20 protein-coding genes and 1 riboswitch are annotated in these 19,100 nt (G+C 66.8%); of the genes, 9 read left to right on the top strand and 11 right to left on the bottom strand.

What is annotated here, in order from left to right; all coding sequences use genetic code 11:
- Window positions 1–170 precede the first annotated feature (170 nt).
- Window positions 171–665: a DUF892 family protein gene (locus ELY12_RS08785; RefSeq protein WP_164549462.1), complete on the top strand. Its 495-nt coding sequence runs from the start codon at window positions 171–173 to the stop codon at window positions 663–665.
- Here the strand turns inward: ELY12_RS08785 and ELY12_RS08780 are convergent.
- Entirely contained in the window at window positions 650–1,210 is a 561-nt protein-coding gene (locus ELY12_RS08780; RefSeq protein WP_126176322.1) for a YbhB/YbcL family Raf kinase inhibitor-like protein, read from the bottom strand. The genes ELY12_RS08785 and ELY12_RS08780 overlap by 16 nt on opposite strands.
- Before the next feature lie 108 nt (window positions 1,211–1,318).
- Here ELY12_RS08780 and ELY12_RS08775 point away from each other — a divergent pair, with 108 nt between their 5' ends.
- Both ELY12_RS08775 and ELY12_RS08770 read left to right on the top strand, forming a co-directional pair.
- Window positions 1,319–1,567: a hypothetical protein gene (locus tag ELY12_RS08775; RefSeq protein WP_126176321.1), complete on the top strand. Its 249-nt coding sequence runs from the start codon at window positions 1,319–1,321 to the stop codon at window positions 1,565–1,567.
- Window positions 1,564–1,944 carry a hypothetical protein gene (locus ELY12_RS08770; protein WP_206435806.1) on the top strand — a complete coding sequence of 127 codons (381 nt, stop codon included), beginning with the start codon at window positions 1,564–1,566 and terminating at the stop codon, window positions 1,942–1,944. The genes ELY12_RS08775 and ELY12_RS08770 overlap by 4 nt, the downstream gene beginning before the upstream one ends.
- Here the strand turns inward: ELY12_RS08770 and ELY12_RS14425 are convergent.
- Both ELY12_RS14425 and ELY12_RS08760 read right to left on the bottom strand, forming a co-directional pair.
- A complete protein-coding gene (locus ELY12_RS14425) occupies window positions 1,871–2,428 on the bottom strand; it encodes a hypothetical protein (RefSeq protein ID WP_206435805.1) in 558 nt (185 codons plus the stop codon). The genes ELY12_RS08770 and ELY12_RS14425 overlap by 74 nt on opposite strands.
- Window positions 2,429–2,497: 69 nt before the next feature.
- Window positions 2,498–3,127, bottom strand: a complete 630-nt coding sequence (locus ELY12_RS08760; RefSeq protein ID WP_164549461.1) for a dioxygenase family protein — start codon at window positions 3,125–3,127, stop codon at window positions 2,498–2,500.
- A 123-nt stretch (window positions 3,128–3,250) separates the two neighbouring features.
- On the opposite strand from ELY12_RS08760, the gene ELY12_RS08755 reads away from it, so the two are divergent.
- Window positions 3,251–3,658: an Mpo1-like protein gene (locus ELY12_RS08755; RefSeq protein ID WP_126176319.1), complete on the top strand. Its 408-nt coding sequence runs from the start codon at window positions 3,251–3,253 to the stop codon at window positions 3,656–3,658.
- Here the strand turns inward: ELY12_RS08755 and ELY12_RS08750 are convergent.
- The 8 genes from ELY12_RS08750 to ELY12_RS08715 form a co-directional block, all read right to left on the bottom strand.
- Window positions 3,655–4,272 carry an AbiTii domain-containing protein gene (locus ELY12_RS08750; RefSeq protein WP_126176318.1) on the bottom strand — a complete coding sequence of 206 codons (618 nt, stop codon included), beginning with the start codon at window positions 4,270–4,272 and terminating at the stop codon, window positions 3,655–3,657. The two genes, ELY12_RS08755 and ELY12_RS08750, sit on opposite strands and share 4 nt — an antisense overlap.
- Window positions 4,269–4,721 carry a hypothetical protein gene (locus ELY12_RS08745; protein WP_164549460.1) on the bottom strand — a complete coding sequence of 151 codons (453 nt, stop codon included), beginning with the start codon at window positions 4,719–4,721 and terminating at the stop codon, window positions 4,269–4,271. The genes ELY12_RS08750 and ELY12_RS08745 overlap by 4 nt, the downstream gene beginning before the upstream one ends.
- Window positions 4,718–5,728, bottom strand: coding sequence for a hypothetical protein (locus tag ELY12_RS08740; protein WP_126176316.1), 1,011 nt, complete (start codon window positions 5,726–5,728; stop codon window positions 4,718–4,720). Before ELY12_RS08740 ends, ELY12_RS08745 begins: the two co-directional genes overlap by 4 nt.
- A 3-nt stretch (window positions 5,729–5,731) precedes the next feature.
- Window positions 5,732–7,588: a phosphomethylpyrimidine synthase ThiC gene (gene thiC, locus ELY12_RS08735; RefSeq protein ID WP_126176315.1), complete on the bottom strand. Its 1,857-nt coding sequence runs from the start codon at window positions 7,586–7,588 to the stop codon at window positions 5,732–5,734.
- Between the two features lie 46 nt (window positions 7,589–7,634).
- A riboswitch (TPP riboswitch) is annotated at window positions 7,635–7,721 on the bottom strand.
- Window positions 7,722–7,755: 34 nt separating this feature from the next.
- Window positions 7,756–9,561: a flavin-containing monooxygenase gene (locus tag ELY12_RS08730; protein WP_126176314.1), complete on the bottom strand. Its 1,806-nt coding sequence runs from the start codon at window positions 9,559–9,561 to the stop codon at window positions 7,756–7,758.
- Window positions 9,562–9,770: 209 nt separating this feature from the next.
- On the bottom strand, window positions 9,771–11,057 hold the full coding sequence (locus ELY12_RS08725; RefSeq protein WP_126176313.1) for a metal-dependent hydrolase family protein: 1,287 nt from the start codon (window positions 11,055–11,057) through the stop codon (window positions 9,771–9,773).
- Between the two features lie 54 nt (window positions 11,058–11,111).
- Window positions 11,112–11,975 carry a MipA/OmpV family protein gene (locus ELY12_RS08720; RefSeq protein WP_126176312.1) on the bottom strand — a complete coding sequence of 288 codons (864 nt, stop codon included), beginning with the start codon at window positions 11,973–11,975 and terminating at the stop codon, window positions 11,112–11,114.
- A 56-nt stretch (window positions 11,976–12,031) separates the two neighbouring features.
- Window positions 12,032–12,622, bottom strand: coding sequence for a DUF2585 domain-containing protein (locus ELY12_RS08715; RefSeq protein WP_126176311.1), 591 nt, complete (start codon window positions 12,620–12,622; stop codon window positions 12,032–12,034).
- Window positions 12,623–12,697: 75 nt separating this feature from the next.
- Between ELY12_RS08715 and crtY the strand changes: the two genes are divergently transcribed.
- The 5 genes from crtY to ELY12_RS08690 all read left to right on the top strand — a co-directional run bounded on the left by crtY (window position 12,698) and on the right by ELY12_RS08690 (window position 19,067).
- Window positions 12,698–13,879, top strand: coding sequence for a lycopene beta-cyclase CrtY (crtY, locus tag ELY12_RS08710; RefSeq protein WP_126176310.1), 1,182 nt, complete (start codon window positions 12,698–12,700; stop codon window positions 13,877–13,879).
- Window positions 13,876–15,369 (top strand): phytoene desaturase, encoded by a 1,494-nt coding sequence (locus ELY12_RS08705; protein ID WP_126176309.1) that lies wholly within the window; start codon window positions 13,876–13,878, stop codon window positions 15,367–15,369. The genes crtY and ELY12_RS08705 overlap by 4 nt, the downstream gene beginning before the upstream one ends.
- Window positions 15,366–15,947 (top strand): LOG family protein, encoded by a 582-nt coding sequence (locus tag ELY12_RS08700; protein WP_126176308.1) that lies wholly within the window; start codon window positions 15,366–15,368, stop codon window positions 15,945–15,947. The genes ELY12_RS08705 and ELY12_RS08700 overlap by 4 nt, the downstream gene beginning before the upstream one ends.
- Window positions 15,948–15,973: 26 nt before the next feature.
- Window positions 15,974–17,014 (top strand): phytoene/squalene synthase family protein, encoded by a 1,041-nt coding sequence (locus tag ELY12_RS08695; RefSeq protein WP_126176498.1) that lies wholly within the window; start codon window positions 15,974–15,976, stop codon window positions 17,012–17,014.
- Window positions 17,015–17,174: 160 nt separating this feature from the next.
- The gene (locus ELY12_RS08690) at window positions 17,175–19,067 is read left to right on the top strand and encodes an acetyl/propionyl/methylcrotonyl-CoA carboxylase subunit alpha (protein WP_126176307.1); all 1,893 of its coding nucleotides are present in this window, start codon (window positions 17,175–17,177) and stop codon (window positions 19,065–19,067) included.
- Window positions 19,068–19,100 lie beyond the last annotated feature (33 nt).

Here is a 19,100-nt window from a genome sequence, read left to right as displayed (position 1 = left end):
GGCGGAATCCTCATCCCATCTTGAGTGGCGATGCAGCAGCAACCGCGCGGCCGCCGCTCCGTTCCGCGACGGCTCGGCGAATTTTTGCGTTTCTTAATCTATATTTACTGTGGAACGTGGAGTGCGTTGGCGCGGTTGCTTCGGGGCTGATGAATCGAGTGAGTTCTGCAATGGCCGAAGTCAAAGACCCCACCGCCCTTCTCGTCATGGCCGTGCGCGATCTCTACGACGGCGAGAGCGCGCTGGCCGGCCGGCTCGCCTCAATCCGGGGGAACGCCAGCGACCCCGACTTGGCCGCTTTCATCGCGGCCGACGCGGAACGCAGCACCCGGCAGCGAGAGCAACTGGCCACAATCGTCCGCTCGCTCGGCGAAGCGCCGGGCGGGCAGGCCAACATCTGGCTCCGCGCCATCCTCGACGACGCCGACAACGATGCCGCGACCATCGCAGCTGGACCATTGCGCGACATCGCGACGACCGGCGCGCTCCGGAAGGCCAAGCAGTCCGAACGGGTGAGCTACGAAACTGCCATCGCGCTCGCCGAACTACTCGGCCTCGACGAGGCGTCCGCTACCCTCATCGCCATTTGCGACGAGGAGCAGGCCGCCGACGAGGCGTTGGCCGACATCCTCCAGCGTCTGTGCGCCGATCAATCCCGCTCGTAAGTCCCGGTCAGCACCGCGGCGGCGAGGACATGGCCCTCGATCGCGTCGAGCAGTGCACCCCGCCCCGCCCCGGCTCCCAGCGCAAGCGGCGCGTCGAGCGCGAAGAGTTGGAACACGTAGTCGTGGGCCCCGTGCCCGGTGGGCGGATCGGGCGGCAGCCAGCCGGCCTGGTTGAACGAGTTCAATCCGATCATCGGCGGATCGTCGCCCTCGAACATCTCACCCGCGCCGCCCTCGAACCCCCAACCGAGCAGGTGGACGAGCGGTTGCGGGCTTGGCGCGTCAGGGTCCTCGACGATCAGCGCCAACTCGCGGGTGCCGGCGGGCGGCGCGGTCCAAGCGAGCGGCGGGGCGCAGGCATCTTCCTCGTCGGCGGTGAACATCGGGTCGAGCGGCTCGCCGTCCTCGAACGCTCCGCTGGTCAGCGCGAAGCCGCCCGCGCCCAGCGTCGTCTCATCCGCCAGCCGGGCGACCGCGAGCTTGCCGTGGCCCGCCCGCACGGACTTCAGGGCGCGGCCGAGGAAGGCGGGGACGTGTTCGAGCATGGATGGTCCTTCGAATGCAAAGCCGGTGGCGAACGGCGGGCCGGGCGTATCGGTTCCGGGGAACGCCGCCGCGCCGCGCCCCGTTACAGTTCCAGCAGGAGCGCGACAATGACCGACGACACCTCTTCCAAACACGCCACCCAAGGCATGGCCGACGACGGCCCCAAGGGCGCCCCCGACGGCACCGGCATCCCCACCGACACCCGCGGCGCGGGCGGCGGCGGGCCGATCGGGCCGAAGGACAGCGGCGGCTTCCACGGCGGGCAGAGCAATGCCGCCTACCACGGCCACGGCCAGCTCGGCGAGCAGGAGGTCGAGGGCGACGACAACGACAACGGCGTCAGCCGCGACCCGTGAGCGACAGCAAGGCTCCCATACGCGGCTGGCGCATCGACCGCGCCGACCGCGAGGCGCTGCTCGCGCGCATTCCCCCGCGTTATGCCGAGACCATCGCCGACCACGTCACTCACGGGCGCGAGGACGCCGCGCCGCCGATGCCGCCGGTCGCGAGTGCCACCGTGATCGGCCGGGCCGACGATGGCGCCGGGGTCGAGGCGCTGGTGGTCGAGCTCGCCGGCAGCACCGACCGGTGGGACGGATCGACCTACCACGTCACCTGGTCACTCGCCCCGGGACGCGAGGCGAAGGAGAGCAACGACATCATCGCCGCGCATGGCTGGCAGCCGCTGGATGAACGCCCCGGGCTGCGCCTGACGCCTGCAACGTGGCCCTGAGCGGCCGCGGTGCGTAGCCGCCAGGCGGCGCCCCTGTCACACTTGTCACACTGTCCTGGCGATCTTTCGTCGCCTTGGGCGGAAACCTGTCGCCTTGCGGAGCGAGAGCGTCGCCTTCCGGCATGCCGATGTCGCCTTGCGGCCGCGCACTGTCGCCTTGCCGCGCGCGGAAATAATCGGCGACCAGCGGCCCGTCCCACTGCGAGCGCATCCGCTCCCGGCTCGCCGCCGCCCGTGCGCGGATGCCCTGCTTGCGCGCCCCCTCGAATGCCGCGGCGAGGCGCGTCCCGGCGAGCCGCGCGCGCAGCTTGTAGGCCGACTGCCGCCCCATCCCCACGCTGCGCGCCGCCTCGGCCACGCTCCCCGATCGCGCGAGCGCTTCGAGGAAGGCGGTCACCTTGGGCACGGTCCAGCGGTAATCGGCATTGCGCCGGCGGGGCTTGCGCGCGGGCGACGGCGGAGCGGAGAGCGGTTCGGGGTTCATCCGGCAGGATGAGCCACAAATGGATGCGTGTAGGAAAGTGCTTTCGCCCCGTCCGCCGCCTCAGCGGCCTCAGGCGTCCATCAGCACGATGTCCCAGCGATAGCGCCCCGCGCCGTCGGCCGCCGCGACCGAGGTCGCCTGTTGCGGGCCGAGCTGGCCGAACAGCATGTCCTTGGCGTTCATCTCGGCGCCCTCGGGGAAGTACATCTGGGCGGTCAGCCGGTGCGTGCGCCCTTCGACGTCCCAGTGGATGTGCGGGGTGCGCAGACCGATCGGCGAATCGTAGAACTTGGGCTTCACGGTCACGATCCGCCATGCGCCCTGCCGGTCGGTGACGAGCTTCGCCGTGCCCTGGAAATCGGGATCGAGCGGGGCGACCGCCGGATCGTTGGCGTGGGCATAGCGGCCGAAGGCATTGGCCTGCCACAAGGTCAGCCGCGCGCCGCTGACAGGGTTGCCCTTGCTGTCGAGCACGCGGCCGGCGACCTCGATCACATTACCCTGCGCGCGCCTGGCGTGCCCTTTCAGGCGGGTGAGATCGAAGTCGCTCTCTCCCCGATATCCCACCGGGTAGAACGGCCCGAGCGGCGATTCCCCGGTCGTCGCCGCCGCCGCAAACGCCCGCGGACCGGCCACCGCGGCCGCCGCCGCACCGATCGCAAATGCGCGGCGCGAAATGGTTGGACCCGTCGATTTCATGAAGCGCATCGTCCCCTCCCCCGAAAAGGCGCGACCGCGAGGGCACAGGTTATTGCGGGATACGAGGAGAGTCCAGCGCGGCACCCGCTTGCACCGCGCCGCCGATCAGCGCAGCCTCGGCGCATGACCGAGCCTGCCGCCCCCACCCGCTACGCCACCTTCGCCGAGTTCTGGCCGTTCTACCTGCGCGAGCACTCGCGCCCGCGCACCCGCGCGCTGCATTATGTGGGCACGAGCCTGGTGGTGGCGGTGGCGGCGGTTGCGCTGGTGACGGGGCGGTACTGGTGGCTGCTGGCGATGCCGGTGGCGGGCTACTTCTTCGCCTGGCTCGCGCATTTCACGGTCGAGAAGAACCGCCCCGCGACCTTCACCTACCCCCTATGGAGCCTCGCCGCCGACTTCCGCATGTGGTGGCTGTGGCTGACCGGGCGTGTTGGGGCGGAGTTACGTAAATCGTCGGCCCCCGGGGAGAAATTTGCGGTGGAAGTTCATTCTCCAAACTCTCTCGAATCCGAAGAAATCTGCAGCTAAACCTTACCTCCATTCAATATGTTCATGATAGCTGAGTCAATAAATTCGGAGACTTCCGCACGCTGAGCGTCAATACTCTCTCCAAATTCATTACGCAATGATAATGCAAACTCAAGGACCCTGTTCTTAACCGTCTCAGGAACCGTCCTAAGTGCATGAACCGGAATGTCTTGCCACGCTATATTCAGAGCATAGCCTTTGATGAACGACGACTGATATTTCAACACTAAATTCCCAGGCCACTCGACACGATAGCCCCCATCGCCCTCGTCTTTTAATCCTTCATAGGCACTAGCGGGTTCTCTCAAAAAAACAGATTCAGCGAAATGTCGATGCTCTTTCTCGAGAACTGCAGAAGCGAGCGGCTGGGCATTGATTTGAGCGTTGAAAGGGCCGAGCAGAAGGCCTTTAGCCCCAACGTCTAGGACCCTATAAGTGGGCAAATTTTTCCAATCGTCGTATCCATTCAATTCCTTTGTGACCCAGTCGGTGAGGTTGTCATTTTTGAAGAAATCTGAAAGAAGACGGCACTTACGAAGAAGGACTGACACGCCCGTGTTACCGTCGACGGCTCCATTTATCACCTCGAGCAACAGTTCTTCGTTCGATTTCATCTGGAATTCCGAAGATCCGCTTTCACAACTTCCCACTCTCGTTTCACTACATCTTGCAACAACCCAAGGAGTTCGACTTGGGCCCTGCGTCCGTCCTCGCTGGCAGCGAGTGACCTCGATACCAAATCTTTGATAGCATCAACACTCACATCCTTTTTATTCATCATGAGTAGGATGCGAAATATATCGTCAGAAAGCTCTTTGTCGACGTCGAGTGGGCGCGAAGCGATCTTCACTTGCAGTGATACAAAATTCTCCCGCAGCTTCTCGATCCAGATTTGGCGAAATTCCGCCAGCTTGATAGCAGCTGCGGTACGCGCTTGTAGCTCCGCATTTCGTCGCTGAACTCGCGCGCTTATTATCGAAGATATGAACGCGAAGATGGCTGCTCCCAGCCCCGCCATTGCAGCGATCAAAGCGGCTTGGAGCTGGATTGGCAACCCGGTCACTCCGGAACCTCTTCTATTTGCCCTCCGATAACGCGCAAGTGCGGGCGGTACGGCCGGATCGGCGAGAACTGGGCGATTTCGATCAAGTATTTCGCCATGATGAGAAGGGCATGATGGACGAGGAGCAGAGCATCAACAGTTTCGCCAGCAAGGTCAAACGGGTTTGCGGGTAGTTTCAAGCTCACACCCCCCGCCCCCTGTGGTAGGGGCTCGCGGAGTCCCACAACTTCAACCCAATCTTCTGTCAGGCTCCCAATTGGCGATCTATGGACAAGAATGTCACGGTACTCTCCGATATGCGCCAAGCCGATCGGTGAGAACTCACGATCGGAGAAAGTTTGAACAACCCTATGAACTTCTGCATCTGAATGACGGATTCTTTTGAGCAAGGAACTGTGCCCGCTGACAGGATTGTCGCTGTCAATTTTTTCAGCAATAAACGATGCCAAATAGTCTCGCGTCGAACCAAGGTTAACAAAGAACCCGTGGAGATCGTTATACAGGTCGAACGTATCCATGTTGGTGAATCGATGACCGATCGGCGTCTTGGTACGATGAACATGCCGCTGTAGGGCGTGGTATCCTTCACTGACCCGCCGAAGCGAAATCTCGGCTGCTAAATAATGGAAACTAATGGCAGAGCAGAGATGGATCGCCCGCTCGTCCCCAACTTTCGCCGCCCTGTTTCTTATTTCGCTCCATATTCGATCCGGACGAGCTCCCAAGCGAGCATTTGCTTCGTCAGAAGCTGCCGCGAGCCATTCGATTCTCTGGCCGGTCGCCGCATCAAGACTCTCGATACCTACAATTAGTAACTGCATCCGCACGATCAGCTCGGCGAAGCGTGCAGGATTTACGCCGGCAATCTGGATGCCTTGCTTGTCTCCAACTGGTTCGATCCGGAAAGTTCCATCAGGGTACAAATTTGACCGAAGGCCATGCGCCAAATGGGTTCGTGTCCGGATCGTAATATCCGGCAGGCGTTTGATTGGAGACTGAGCTTCCACCGCTCAATCGTGCTCCCGTCCCCCAGCACCGATGTATAGCTCCCGCCCGCCCTCATTGTAGACGCGGCTCATCTCCGCCATCCCGGCTTCCGCCTCCTCGGCCGCCACGAACGTGCCCACCTCAGCGTTCTGCTTCGCGGCGAAATCCCGCACTTCCTGGGTGATCTTCATCGAGCAGAACTTGGGCCCGCACATCGAGCAGAAGTGCGCGGTCTTGGCGCCTTCGGCCGGCAGGGTCTGGTCGTGGTATTGCTCGGCGGTGTCGGGGTCGAGGCTGAGGTTGAACTGGTCGCGCCAGCGGAATTCGAAGCGGGCGCGGGAGAGGGCGTCGTCGCGGACCTTGGCGGCCGGGTGGCCCTTGGCGAGGTCGGCGGCGTGGGCGGCGAGCTTGTAGGTGACGACGCCCACCTTCACGTCGTCGCGGTCGGGCAGGCCGAGGTGCTCCTTGGGGGTGACGTAGCAGAGCATCGCCGTGCCGAACCACCCGATCATCGCCGCGCCGATGCCGCTGGTGATGTGGTCGTAGCCGGGCGCGATGTCGGTCACGAGCGGCCCGAGGGTGTAGAACGGCGCCTCGCCGCAGGCGGCGAGCTGCTTGTCCATGTTCTCCTTGATCTTGTGCATCGGCACGTGGCCGGGTCCTTCGATCATCACCTGAACGTCCTGCGCCCAGGCGCGCCTGGTCAGCTCGCCGAGGGTGTAGAGCTCGGCGAACTGCGCCTCGTCGTTGGCGTCGGCGATGCTGCCGGGGCGCAGGCCGTCGCCCAGCGAATAGGCGATGTCGTAGGCCTTCATGATCTCGGTGATCTCGTCGAACCGTTCGTAGAGGAACGATTCCTTGTGATGCGCGAGGCACCATTTCGCCATGATCGAGCCGCCGCGGCTGACGATCCCGGTGACGCGCTTGGCGGTCATCGGGATGTAGGGCAGGCGCACGCCGGCGTGGATGGTGAAGTAGTCGACGCCCTGCTCGGCCTGCTCGATCAGCGTGTCGCGGAAGATCTCCCAGGTGAGGTCTTCGGCAATGCCGCCGACCTTCTCGAGCGCCTGGTAGATCGGCACGGTGCCGATGGGAACGGGCGAGTTGCGGATGATCCATTCGCGGGTGTCGTGGATGTTGCGGCCCGTCGAGAGGTCCATGACGGTGTCGGCGCCCCAGCGGATCGACCAGACCATCTTGTCGACTTCGCTCGCGACGTCGCTGGCCACGGCGGAGTTGCCGATGTTGGCGTTGATCTTGACGAGGAAGTTGCGGCCGATCGCCATCGGCTCGGCCTCGGGGTGGTTGACGTTGGAGGGGATGATCGCGCGGCCGCGGGCGACCTCGTCGCGGACGAATTCGGGGGTGACGTAGTCGGGGATGGACGCGCCCCAGTCCTGCCCGTCACGCTCGTGCGCGATCTGCGCGCGGCCGAGGTTCTCGCGCTCGGCAACGTACTCCATCTCGGGCGTGATGATCCCGCGGCGGGCGTAGTACATCTGGCTGAGGTTCGCGCCGGGCTTGGCGCGCAGCACGGTCCTCGCGACGTTGGGGAACGCCGGCACCCCGCCCGAGCGGTCGGGGCCGAGCTGACCGTTGTCCTCCGGCTTGATCTCGCGCGCGGGGTAGGCCTCGACGTCGCCACGAGCGAGCTGCCATTCGCGGCGGAGCTGGGGCAGGCCGGCGCGGATGTCGATCTGCGCAGCGGGGTCGGTGTAGGGGCCCGAGGTGTCGTACACCCGCACCGGCGGCTCGCCGCTCGACGGCTCGAGGTCGATCTCGCGCATCGCGACCTTGAGCGGCCCGACGTGAACCTTGCGGCTGCCGCGGATCGGTCCGGTGGTGACGCCGATTTCGAGCTTGGAATTGATGTCGGCCATGCGCGCGAGTTCCTTCGTGAGACGGAACGAGAGCGCTTGCCGGCGACCCTCCCTCCGCCCGTGCTAACGGGTTCAGGTTCGACGGGTCGGAGGATGCGAGCCCTCCCTCTCAGCGCACGCGCGCTCCCCGGGGATGCGGCCGGTCTAGGCCCCCGGGGAGAGCATGTCTAGGCGAACTCCAGCCCCTCGAACCGGCCCGACTTCCGCCACGCGTCGATGTGCGCGAAGTAGGCGAGTGCGCCGCCGGGGTGGCCGACGAACAGCGGCGCGTCCTCGCCCCAGCCCTTGCCTTCGTTGTTGTAGTAGCCGGGCGTGCACTCGGTGCTGCCGATCGCGCGGGCGGGGCCGGTCTTGAGGAGGTCCTGCCATGCTTGCTCGGCTTCGGCGGTCGGCTCGACGGTGGCCGCGCCGCGCGCTTCCGCCGCCGAGACCACGCTCGCGATCGTATCGGCATGGTCGACGATGTTGTGCGGCACGTTGGCGATGAAGTTCGCCGCCTGCGCGGGCTGGACCATGAACAGGTTGGGGAAGCCGTTGATGTGCAGCCCGTGGAGCGTGCGCATTCCCGTGCCCCAATAGTCCGACAGCGTCCGACCGCCCCGCCCCACCGCGTCGAACCCGGCGCGCGCGACGTAGTCGGTCGAGACCTCGAAGCCCGAGGCGTAGATGATGCAGTCGACCTCGTACTCGACGCCGTTCGTGATCACGCCCTTCTCGGTGATCTCGGACACGCCCTGGCCGTCGGTGTGGATCAGCTTCACGCCGGGCCGGTTGAACGCCTGCAGGTATTCGTCATGAAAGCACGGCCGCTTGCACAGCTGGCGGTACCACGCCTTCAGGTCCTCGGCGGTGTTCGGATCCTCGACCAGCTCCTCGGCGCGGCGGCGAATCTGCTCCATCTTCTCATAGTCCGCGTCCTCGAACGCGGCCATCATCTTCTCAGGCGTCCATTCAGACGGCGGGACCGAGCGCAAGTTGGCGCGCATCCGCTTGGCGAGGTCGGTCCAGCCATCGTTCACGAGGTCTTCCGCCGGGAAGCCGGCGCCCAAGTTGGCGGCGAAGTTGTCCTGCCACTTGCGCTGCCAGCCGGGCTCGGCGACTTGCGCGAACCACTCCTCATTGAGCGGCGCGTTGTCCCGCCGGTCGACCGACGATGGCGTGCGCTGGAAGACGTATAGTTCCTTCGCGTCGCGTGCGAGGTGCGGCACCGCCTGCACTGACGTCGCGCCGGTGCCGATGATCGCCACGCGCTTGTCGGCGAGGCCCGTCATCGTGGCGCCCTCGGGATTGCCGCCCGTGTAGGCATAGTCCCACCGGCTGGTGTGGAAACTCTTGCCCTTGAACTTCTCGATCCCCGGCAGGCCCGGCAGCTTGGCGACGTGCAGCGGGCCCGTGCCCATGCCGACGTACTTGGCGGTGAAGGCATCGCCGCGGTTGGTCCGCACGGTCCACACCTTCCCGCTCTCGCTCCATTCGAGGCCGGTCACCTCGGTATGGAACAGTGCCTTGTCGTAGAGCCCGAAGGTCTCGCCGATACGGCTGCAGTGATTGCGGATTTCGGGCGCGTGGGCGTACTTCTCGCTCGGCATGTGGCCGGTTTCCTCGAGCAACGGCATGTAGATCATGCTCGCGGTATCGCACTGCGCGCCGGGGTAGCGGTTCCAGTACCAGGTGCCGCCGAAGTCGCCGCCCTTCTCGACGATGCGGACATCGTCGATGCCCGCCTGCTTCAGCCTCGTGCCGACGACCAAGCCGGCAAACCCGCCGCCGATGAAGGCGAAGGTGACGTGATCGGTCAGAGGTTCGCGCGGGGTGACCGGGATGTAGGGGTCCGCGGCCAGGTCGGCGAACTCGCTCTCGAGCCGCAGATACTGCGAAGAGCCTTCCGCGCGTAGGCGCTTGTCGCGCTCCGCAGCATACTTCGCGCGCAGCGCGTCCTTGTCGATCGTGGGGGCTGTCGCCGGCGCGTGCATGTCTCTTTCTCTCCCGCCCTCGATAATTGGGCGTGGAGCACGATGAAGCAGCGACAGATTCGTTGCAAGCGGCAACCTAAATGGAGGGCTCCCGCCACCTAGGACGGGCGGCGGGAGCGGGTAGCGGCATCAGGAGCGATCGCTGGCTGTGCGCTAGACCGCCGTCGTTACCGGCGCACCAAACCGGTCCTGCGGGGAACTGCGTAGCGCTATTCGATCACCCGGCCCTGGCTCATCACCCAGTCGACCTTCTCCAGCACCCGCGCGTCTTGGGTCGGATCGCCCTCGACCGCGATGATGTCCGCCGAATAGCCCGGCGCGATACGGCCGATCTGGCCTTCCATGTGCAGCACCTTGGCCGCAGTCGTGGTGGCCGTGGCCAGCGCCTGGCGCGCGGTCATGCCGCACTTGTCTTCGAGCAGCGCGAACTCCTCGGCGTTGCGGCCGTGGTCGGTCACCCCGCTGTCGGTGCCGAATGCCACCGTCACGCCCGCGGCGCGCGCGTTGCGGCAGCCTTCGCCGATGTGGTCGAGCGTCATGCGGATCTTGGTCTCGACCGTGGGCGAGTAGAACCCGGTGCCGAGCTTCTCGCCGATGCCTTTGAAGGCCAGCAGCGTGGGCACCAGCACCGTGCCGCGCGTCTTCATCTCCTTCGCAGTCGCGGGCGAGGTGAAAGTGCCGTGCTCGATCGTATCGACGCCCGCGCGCACCGCGGCGAGGATGCCGGCATCGGCGTGCGCATGGCTCATCGCCTCGATGCCGAGCTCGTGCGCGGTGCCGATGATGCTCTTCATCTCCTCGTCGGTAAACGCCTGGCCCAGGCTCTTGTCGCCCTGGCTCAGCACCCCGCCGGTGGCATGGAATTTGATCCACTGCGATCCGTCGCGGACATTGGCGCGCACCACCGCGGCGCACTCGGCCGCGCCGGTGCAGGTGTTGTCGCCCTTCAGAGCCTCCATCACCTCGGGCCGGAAGCCGTGCACGTCTCCGTGACCGCCGATAGTCGAGAGCGGCGCACCAGCGGGAATGATGCGCGGACCGGCGAGCCAGCCGCGCGCGATCCCGTCGCTCACCGCCTGCATGGTGCGGATGTTGCCGCCCGCGTCGCGCACGGTGGTGAAGCCGGCCCGAGCGGTAAGGCGCGCGTTCTTGGCGGCGACGATCGTGCCCCACTCGTCGGTGTCGGTCGCCTCGCGCCACCAGTCGCCGCTGGGGTCGCCATTGAGGTGGACGTGCAGGTCGACGAGCCCGGCGACGAGGGTCTTGCCGGCGAGATGGACCATCTCGGCACCCGCCGGGCCATCGGTAAAGCCATCCGCGATGCTGACGATCTTGCCGTCGGTCACGATCACCGTCGATTGCCCGCGCACCGGCGATTGCGGATCGACCACAACGTGATCGGCGTGGATGATGGTGGTCTTGGCGGAGGCCGCTTGCGCGCCGAGCCCGAGCGCCAGCACAGCCGCGCCGGACAGCAATCTGCCGAGTGATGTCATGAAGTCTCTCCCCTGTTCGCGCCGGTTGTAGCGGCCCGAACGCGGGGGGAAAGACTAGAACGTGTAGCCGATCCCCACAGCCGTGAACCACTGGTCCGCGCTGCCGCGGATCGAGGTGTAAGGCGAACGCTTCGCATCGCCCATCATCCGCGAATAACCACCGATGACCACCGCTGACACGCCCCCGTTGGTGAGGTCGCCGTCGAAGTCGAACGCGGTCAGCAGTGTCGCGCCGGCCTTGGTCCAGCCGCTATCGGCCGTGAAGGCCGGCAGCCCGCTCGCTGCGCTCTGCGCCGGGGTGACCGAATAGTAGTAGCGCATGAAATCGCCGTCACCGTGTTCGGCCGACAGGGACAGCGAGGCGGCGATGCCCCGGCTCAGCGGGGTGAAATAGGTGACCGACGGGCTGTAGGTCATGCCCGAGTGCGCGCCGTTTACGTCCCACAGCACATCGCTGCCGAAGCTCAGCGAATCGTACGGGTTGAGCACCTTGGGGAAGCTCAGCCCCGCGTTGACGCCCACTTCGATCGCGGTGTCGAGTTCGCCCGCGGCCTTCACCACCGGGTCCTTGATCTGCCGGGCGCGGTTCGACCGCACCCGTGCGACCGGGCCGAGCGAGAAGCCCATCCCCTCGCGGGCATCCGGGATGAAATCCAGCGCCAGGCCAGCGGGGCGCGGCTGGATACCGATGCCCGCCACGCGCCCCTGGATGATCGGCGCGGGGAACGCGACGTAATCGTCCGAGCCGTCGTAGCTCGGCCCGTAACCGACGCCGGCGCCGATGCTGAGCCAGGTATCGTCATAGACCGTGTCGCCCGTGTCGGCGGGCGGTCCGGGGGCGGCCTGACTGTCCTGTGCGAGCGCAGGCGTGGCGGCGAGCGCGGCCGACAGGCACGCGGCGATGGCGAAGGTCCTCATGTTTTCGAATATCCCCTGTTTGCGGGAGGATAACATTTGAGAGGAAAGCGCGTTCCTCAGCCGCCCGCCTGCCACTGGCGGATCGCCTCGAGCGGCCAGAACAGCATCACCACGTTGAGCGTCAGGTTGTCGCGGATCGCCCACAGGGTGAACAATTCGAAGAACACTGCCAGCGCGACGCTCGCCCACGCCGGCAGGCGGCTCGCGAGGAGGAAGCCGGCGATCATCCAGCCGATATCGGAGATCGAATTGGCCACGCTGTCTCCGGTGTAGCCCCAGCTCACCGTCACCTCTCGATAGCGGTCGATGATCATCGGGGTGTTCTCGACGATCTCCCATGCCGCCTCGACCACGACCGCGATCGGCAGCGCCCAGCGCGCCGGTTTGCCTCCGAACAGGCCGAGCTTGACCCACAGCAGCCAGGCGACCGCGTACATGATCAGCCCGTGGGTGACGTGGCTGAACGAATACCAGTCGGTGATCTGCTGGCTGTTCTGGTTCGACTGCACGACACCGTGCCACAGCTTGACCGTCCCGCACGGACAGATCGGCGGGCGGCCCATGGCGAGGAGGATGGCGAGCGCGATCAGGACCAGCGCGAGCGTCGTCAGCGCGGCGGCGCGGTGGGGCGTGAGGCGGCTCTTCATCGCCAAGTGATGCCATGCGAGCGCGGCGACGGGAAGCGTTGCCCGATGCGGCGATGCGCCTTAGGGCAGAGCGCAATGAACGGGCGCACGACCGATATCGCGATCGCCGGCGGCGGGCTTGCCGGCGGCCTCATCGCGCTGGCACTGCGGCGCGCGCGGCCCGATTTGCGCGTGCTGGTGGTCGAGGGCGGCGCGACGCTCGGCGGCAATCACCGCTGGAGCTGGTTCGCGAGCGACCTGGGGCCGGAGGGCACGCAGCTGCTCGACTATTTCCGGCTGACGCGGTGGGACGGCTACGGGGTGCGCTTTCCCGAGTACGAGCGGCGGCTGGCGACGCCCTATCGCTCGCTCTCGTCGGCCGATTTCGACGCGGGGCTGCGGCGCCTGCTCCCCGAGGATGCGATCCGCTGCGATGAGCGGGTTGCCTCGCTCGATGCGCGCGGGATCGATCTCGCGGGCGGCGAGCGGATTGAGGCGCGCGCGGTGATGGATTGCCGCGGGGCCGAGGGCGCGCCGGCGCTGACCGGCGGCTGGCAGGTATTTATGGGCCGCCGCCTGCGCACGACCTCACCGCACGGGGTAGAGGCGCCGATGATCATGGACGCCGCGGTCAATCAGCACGGCGCCTACCGCTTCGTCTATGTCCTGCCGCTGGGTGCGGACGAGCTATTTGTCGAGGACACCTACTACGCCGACAGCCCGATGCTCGACCGCTCGGCATTAAGTACCCGCATCGACCGCTACTGCGCCGCGCATGGGTGGGAGGGCGAGCCGCTCGACCACGAGACGGGCGTGCTGCCGGTCATCACCGGCGGCGACTTCGCGGCGTTCCAGGCCGCCCATCGCACGCCGGGAGTTGTTGTCGCCGGCGCGCGCGGTGGGTTCGTGCACCCGCTCACCAGCTATACCCTGCCCTTCGCCGTCGCGACCGCGCTTGCAATCGCCCGCGATGCCGACCTGCCCGGCGTGGTGCTCGCCGAGACCATGGAGGAACGCGCGCGGGACCATTGGCGCCTCACGGCGTTCTACCGCCGGCTCGGGCGCATGCTGTTCGGCGCCGGCAACCCAGAGGAACGGTACAAAGTGTTCGAACGATTTTACCGCCTGCCCGCGCCGTTGATCGAGCGGTTCTACGCCGCCCGGTCAACCCGCCTCGACCGCGCGCGGGTGCTGTGCGGCAAGCCGCCCGTCCCGGTCATGGGCGCGGTGCGCGCCCTCACCTCGCCGGGCGCCTCGCTCTCGATGAGGGCTGCATGAGCGCCGAGGGCAAGCGTGCCTGCGTGATCGGCGCTGGGTTTGGCGGGCTGGCGCTCGCGATCCGGCTGCAGGCGGCTGGCATCAAGACCACGCTGGTCGAAGCGCGCGACAAGCCCGGCGGCCGCGCATACTACTGGGAGCGCGACGGGTTCACCTTCGACGCCGGGCCGACAGTGATCACCGATCCGGACTGCCTGAAGGAACTGTGGGCGCTGAGCGGGCACGACATCTCCGCTGACGTCGAGCTGATGCCGGTCAGCCCGTTCTACCGGCTCAACTGGCCCGACGGGGTCAACTTCGATTACTCGAACAACGAAGCGCAATTGCGCGCCGAGATCGACCGCGTCGCGCCCGGTGATTACGCGGGCTACGAGGACTTCCTGCGCTATTCGGCCGGGGTGTTCGAGGAAGGCTACGTCAAGCTCGGCGCCAAGCCGTTCCTCGACTTCCCCAGCATGATCAAGGCTGCGCCCGCGCTGATGAAGTATCAGGCGTGGCGCAGCGTCTATTCGATGGTCTCCAGCTTCGTGAAGAGCGAAAAGCTGCGCGAGGCCCTGTCGTTCCATACCCTGCTGGTCGGCGGCAACCCGATGACCACCAGCGCGATCTACGCGCTGATCCACAAGCTCGAAAAGGACGGCGGCGTGTGGTGGGCGCGCGGCGGCACCAACCGGCTGGCGGCGGCGATGGTGCGCCACTTCGAACGGCTCGGCGGCGAAGTGCGACTCGGCGATCCGGTCGTACGCGTGCACACCATCGGCAACCGTGCGACCGAGGTCGAGACGGCCAGCGGCTGGAAGGAGCGGTTCAGCGCCGTCGCCAGCAATGGCGACCTGATGCATACCTACCGCGACCTCCTCGGCGGCACCAAGCGCGGCAGCGAGCAGGCGCGCAGCCTGTCGCGCAAGCATTTCAGCCCCAGCCTGTTCGTGGTGCATTTCGGGCTGGAGGGTTCGTGGCCAGGCATCCCCCACCACATGATCCTGTTCGGGCCGCGCTACAAAGGGCTGCTCGACGACATCTACGAGCACGGCGTGCTGCCGCAGGACTTCTCGATCTACCTCCACCACCCGACCGTGACCGACCCGAGCATGGCGCCGCCCGGCAAGAGCACGTTCTACGCGCTGGTCCCGGTCGCGCACATGGGCAAGCTGGCGGTCGATTGGGAGCAGGTCGGACCGATGCTCGAAAAGCGGATTTTGGACGAGGTCGGCCGCCGCCTGATTCCCGACATCCACGACCGGATCGTCACTAAGTTCCACTACGCTCCGAAGGATTTCGCGACCGACCTTTCGGCGCACATGGGTAGCGCGTTCAGCCTGGAACCGGTGCTCACGCAAAGTGCTTACTTCCGCGGCCACAACCGCGACGACGTGATCAAGAACTTCTACCTGGTCGGCGCGGGCACCCACCCCGGCGCCGGCATTCCCGGCGTGGTGGCGAGCGCCAAGACCACCGCCGGATTGATGATTGGAGACCTTTCGGAATGAACCGCCTCGCCGTCTATTGCGGCTCCGCGACCCCCGCCGAACCGCGTTACATCGAGTTAGCGCGCGAAGTCGGCCGGACGCTGGCCGAGCGCGGGATCGGCGTCGTCTATGGCGGCGGGCGGCTCGGGCTGATGGGGGCGATCGCCGCGGGCGCACTGGAGGCGGGGGGCGAGGTCATCGGGGTGATCCCGCACGCGCTTGCCAACTCCGAGGTCGCCAACCACGATTGCACCGAACTCCGCACCGTCAGCGGGATGCACGAGCGCAAGCAGGCCTTCACCGACCTCTCGGACGGGTTCGTGACCATCCCTGGCGGGGTCGGCACGATGGACGAGCTGTGGGAAGCCGTGAGTTGGGCGCAGCTCGGTTATCACACCAAGCCGGTGGGCCTCTTGAACGCGTTCGGGTTCTACGATCACCTGATCGCCTTCAACCGCCACATGGCCGAAGTCGGCTTCGTCCGTCCGGCGCACCAGGGCATCATCATCGACGCCGACACTTTGCCCGACTTGCTCGACAAGATGGCCGCCTACCAGCCGCATACGCCCATCTTCCAGATGCAGGCGAGCGAACTGTGAGGCGGCCGCGCCGGATCGTCCCGCGGATGCTGGCGCCGAGCCGCATCCTGCGCGAGACCCCGGCGCAGGCCGGCGGCGGGCGCGACCGCGAAGACCTGATCGACTATGCCGAGCATTCGATCTCGAAGGGTTCGAAAAGCTTTTCATTCGCCAGCCGCCTGTTCGACCGCGACACGCGCGAAAAGGCGTGGTTGCTCTACGCCTGGTGCCGGCGCTGCGACGATCTCGCCGATGACCAGGATCACGGCGGCACCTTAGGCGAGGAAGAAGGCGCGGAACGCCGCCTGACCGCGATCCGCCTGCTGACCGAGCGCGCGTTCGAGGGGCTGCCCACCGCCGATCCGGCGTTCGACGCCTTCGGCCTCGTCGCGCGCGAATGCGGCCTGACGCGCGAGATGGCCGAGGACGTCATCATGGGCTTCGAGCTCGACGCGACCGGCTGGCGCCCGCGCAACGAGGCGGACCTCGCGCGCTACTGCTACCACGTCGCCGGTGCAGTCGGGGTGATGATGGCGGTCGTCATGGGCGTCGACCGCGAGGATTCGTGGATGCTCGACCGCGCGTGCGACCTCGGCCTTGCTTTCCAGCTCGCCAACATCGCCCGCGACCTCGACGAGGACGACAAGGCGGACCGCTGCTACCTCCCCATCGAATGGCTGGTCGAAGAGGACATCGAGCCCGGCCAGCAGATGAAGCCGCACCACCGGCAGGAACTGGCCGACATGGCCGCGCGGCTGATCCGCCGGATGGAAAAGCATGAGGCGATGGCGCGGCTCGGCGCGGCCAAGCTGGCCTTCCGCCAGCGTTGGGCGGTGCTGGCGGCGGCACGCATCTACGGCGCGATCGGCCGGCGGGTGGTCGAGCTCGGCCCCAAGGCGTGGGACCACCGGGTGGTGATCGGCCGGATCGAGAAGCTGCGCCACGTGGCGGCCGCGTTCGCCGAGGCGGTCAAGAACAAGCCCGCGGAGCCCGCCGAACCGCCCACCTGGACCCGCGGCGACATCCTCATCGACGTCCGCATGAGCCAGCCCATCCCGCCCCCGCCGATGGAGCCGCTGCCCGAATAGCCCCGCTCGTCGGCCCGGGCCTGATCCGGGCCAGTGCTGTTCTTCGCGACGCCAGAAAGAAAGCACCACCCCGGATCAAGTCCGGGGCGACGTGGGGTGGGGTCGAGAGCGAGGTAACGCTACAGTTGGCAACGCGCACCGCCCGCACTAACCCGCTTCCATGATCACCAAGCTTCTGATCGCCAATCGCGGCGAGATCGCAGCCCGAGTCATGCGCACCGCGCGCGAGATGGGGATCGCCACCGTGGCGGTCTATTCGGATGCCGATGCCAAGGCGCTGCACGTGCGCGAGGCGGATGAGGCGGTGCATATCGGACCCTCGCCGGCCGCCGAAAGCTACCTGATCGGCGACAAGATCATCGCCGCCGCCAAGGCGACCGGAGCCGACGCTATCCACCCCGGCTACGGGTTCCTGTCAGAGAACGCCGACTTCGCCCGCGCGGTCGCGGCGGCGGGGATCGTCTGGGTTGGCCCTAGACCTGAGAGCATCGAGGCGATGGGCCTCAAGGACGCGGCCAAGAAGCTGATGCGCGCCGCCGGGGTGCCGGTGACCCCAGGCTACGAGGGCGAAGACCAGTCGGCCAGCCGCCTCAAATCCGAAGCCGAAGCGATCGGCTACCCGGTGCTGATCAAGGCGGTCGCCGGCGGCGGCGGCAAGGGCATGCGCAAGGTCGATGCTCCGGAGGACTTCGAAGCCGCGCTCGCCTCGTGCCGGCGCGAGGCGGCGGCGAGCTTCTCCAACGACGAGGTCCTGCTCGAAAAGTGGATCACCTCGCCCCGCCACATCGAGGTGCAGGTGTTCGGCGACAGCCACGGCAACGTAGTGCATCTGTTCGAGCGCGACTGCTCGCTCCAGCGACGCCACCAGAAGGTGATCGAGGAAGCCCCCGCCCCGGGAATGGACGAGGATACGCGGGCCGCGATCTGCGCCGCCGCCGTCCGCGCCGCGCAGGCGGTGGACTACGAAGGCGCCGGCACGATCGAATTCATCGCCGACGCCAGCGAGGGCCTGCGCGCCGACCGCATCTTCTTCATGGAGATGAACACCCGACTGCAGGTCGAGCATCCGGTGACCGAGGAGATCACCGGGGTCGACCTTGTGGAATGGCAGCTGCGCGTGGCGAGCGGCGAGCCGATTCCGCTGATGCAGGACGAGCTTTCGATCGACGGCTGGGCGATGGAAGCGCGGCTCTATGCCGAGGACCCGGTGAGCGGGTTCCTCCCCTCGACCGGCCCGCTCGACCTGCTCGACCTGCCCGATCACATCCTCCGGGTCGAGACCGGGGTTGAGGAAGGCGACGCGGTCAGCCCGTTCTACGACCCGATGATCGCCAAGCTGGTGGCGCGCGGCGAGAGCCGCGAGGAGGCGATGCTCGACCTCGCGACCGGCCTGTTCGCGACCCGGGTGTGGCCGGTGAAGACCAACGCGGCGTTCCTCCTCGCCTGCCTCAACGATCCGACCTTCCAGACGGGCGAAGTCACCACCGGTCTCATCGCCGACCGCGGCGACGCGCTGACCGAGATCGAGCCGGCGGGCGAGAACGAGTGGCAGGTCGCCGCGATGCAGCTGTTCGCGCCGTACTATGCGGCGGGCGAAGAGCGCGGCGCCGGGCCGTGGGGCGCCAACTTCGGGTTCCGCCTCAACCGCGAGGAAGCGACGCGGATCACCGTGCAGCACGGCGGCGAGCGGCGTGCGCTGATGCTGGAGGAGTGCACCGGGGCGACCGGCTTCTCCGCCCCAATCGACGGCGGCGCGCTGGTGTGGCGCGATGCGCAGCCGTTCCTGTTCACCCCGCCCAATTTCTCGGGCGGCAGCCATGCGGCCGCCGACGGCGCGATCCTCGCGCCGATGCCGGGCAAGGTGATCGCGGTCGATGTCAGCGAAGGCCAGGCGGTCGAGGCGGGCCAGCGGCTGCTGGTGCTGGAGGCGATGAAGATGGAGCACGCCCTCACCGCTCCGTTCGCCGGGACGGTGACCGAGCTGTCGGTCAGCCAGGGCAGCCAGGTGCAGGTCGAAGCCGTGCTCGCGGTGGTCGAGCCCACGCCCGCCTGACGGTCATCCCAGTGCCCGTGGCGCTTAATCGCA

It is taken from the genome of Tsuneonella rigui (assembly GCF_003958625.1).
GTDB classification, from domain to species: Bacteria; Pseudomonadota; Alphaproteobacteria; order Sphingomonadales; family Sphingomonadaceae; genus Tsuneonella; species Tsuneonella rigui.
This window is presented reverse-complemented; position numbering and strand designations above follow the sequence as displayed.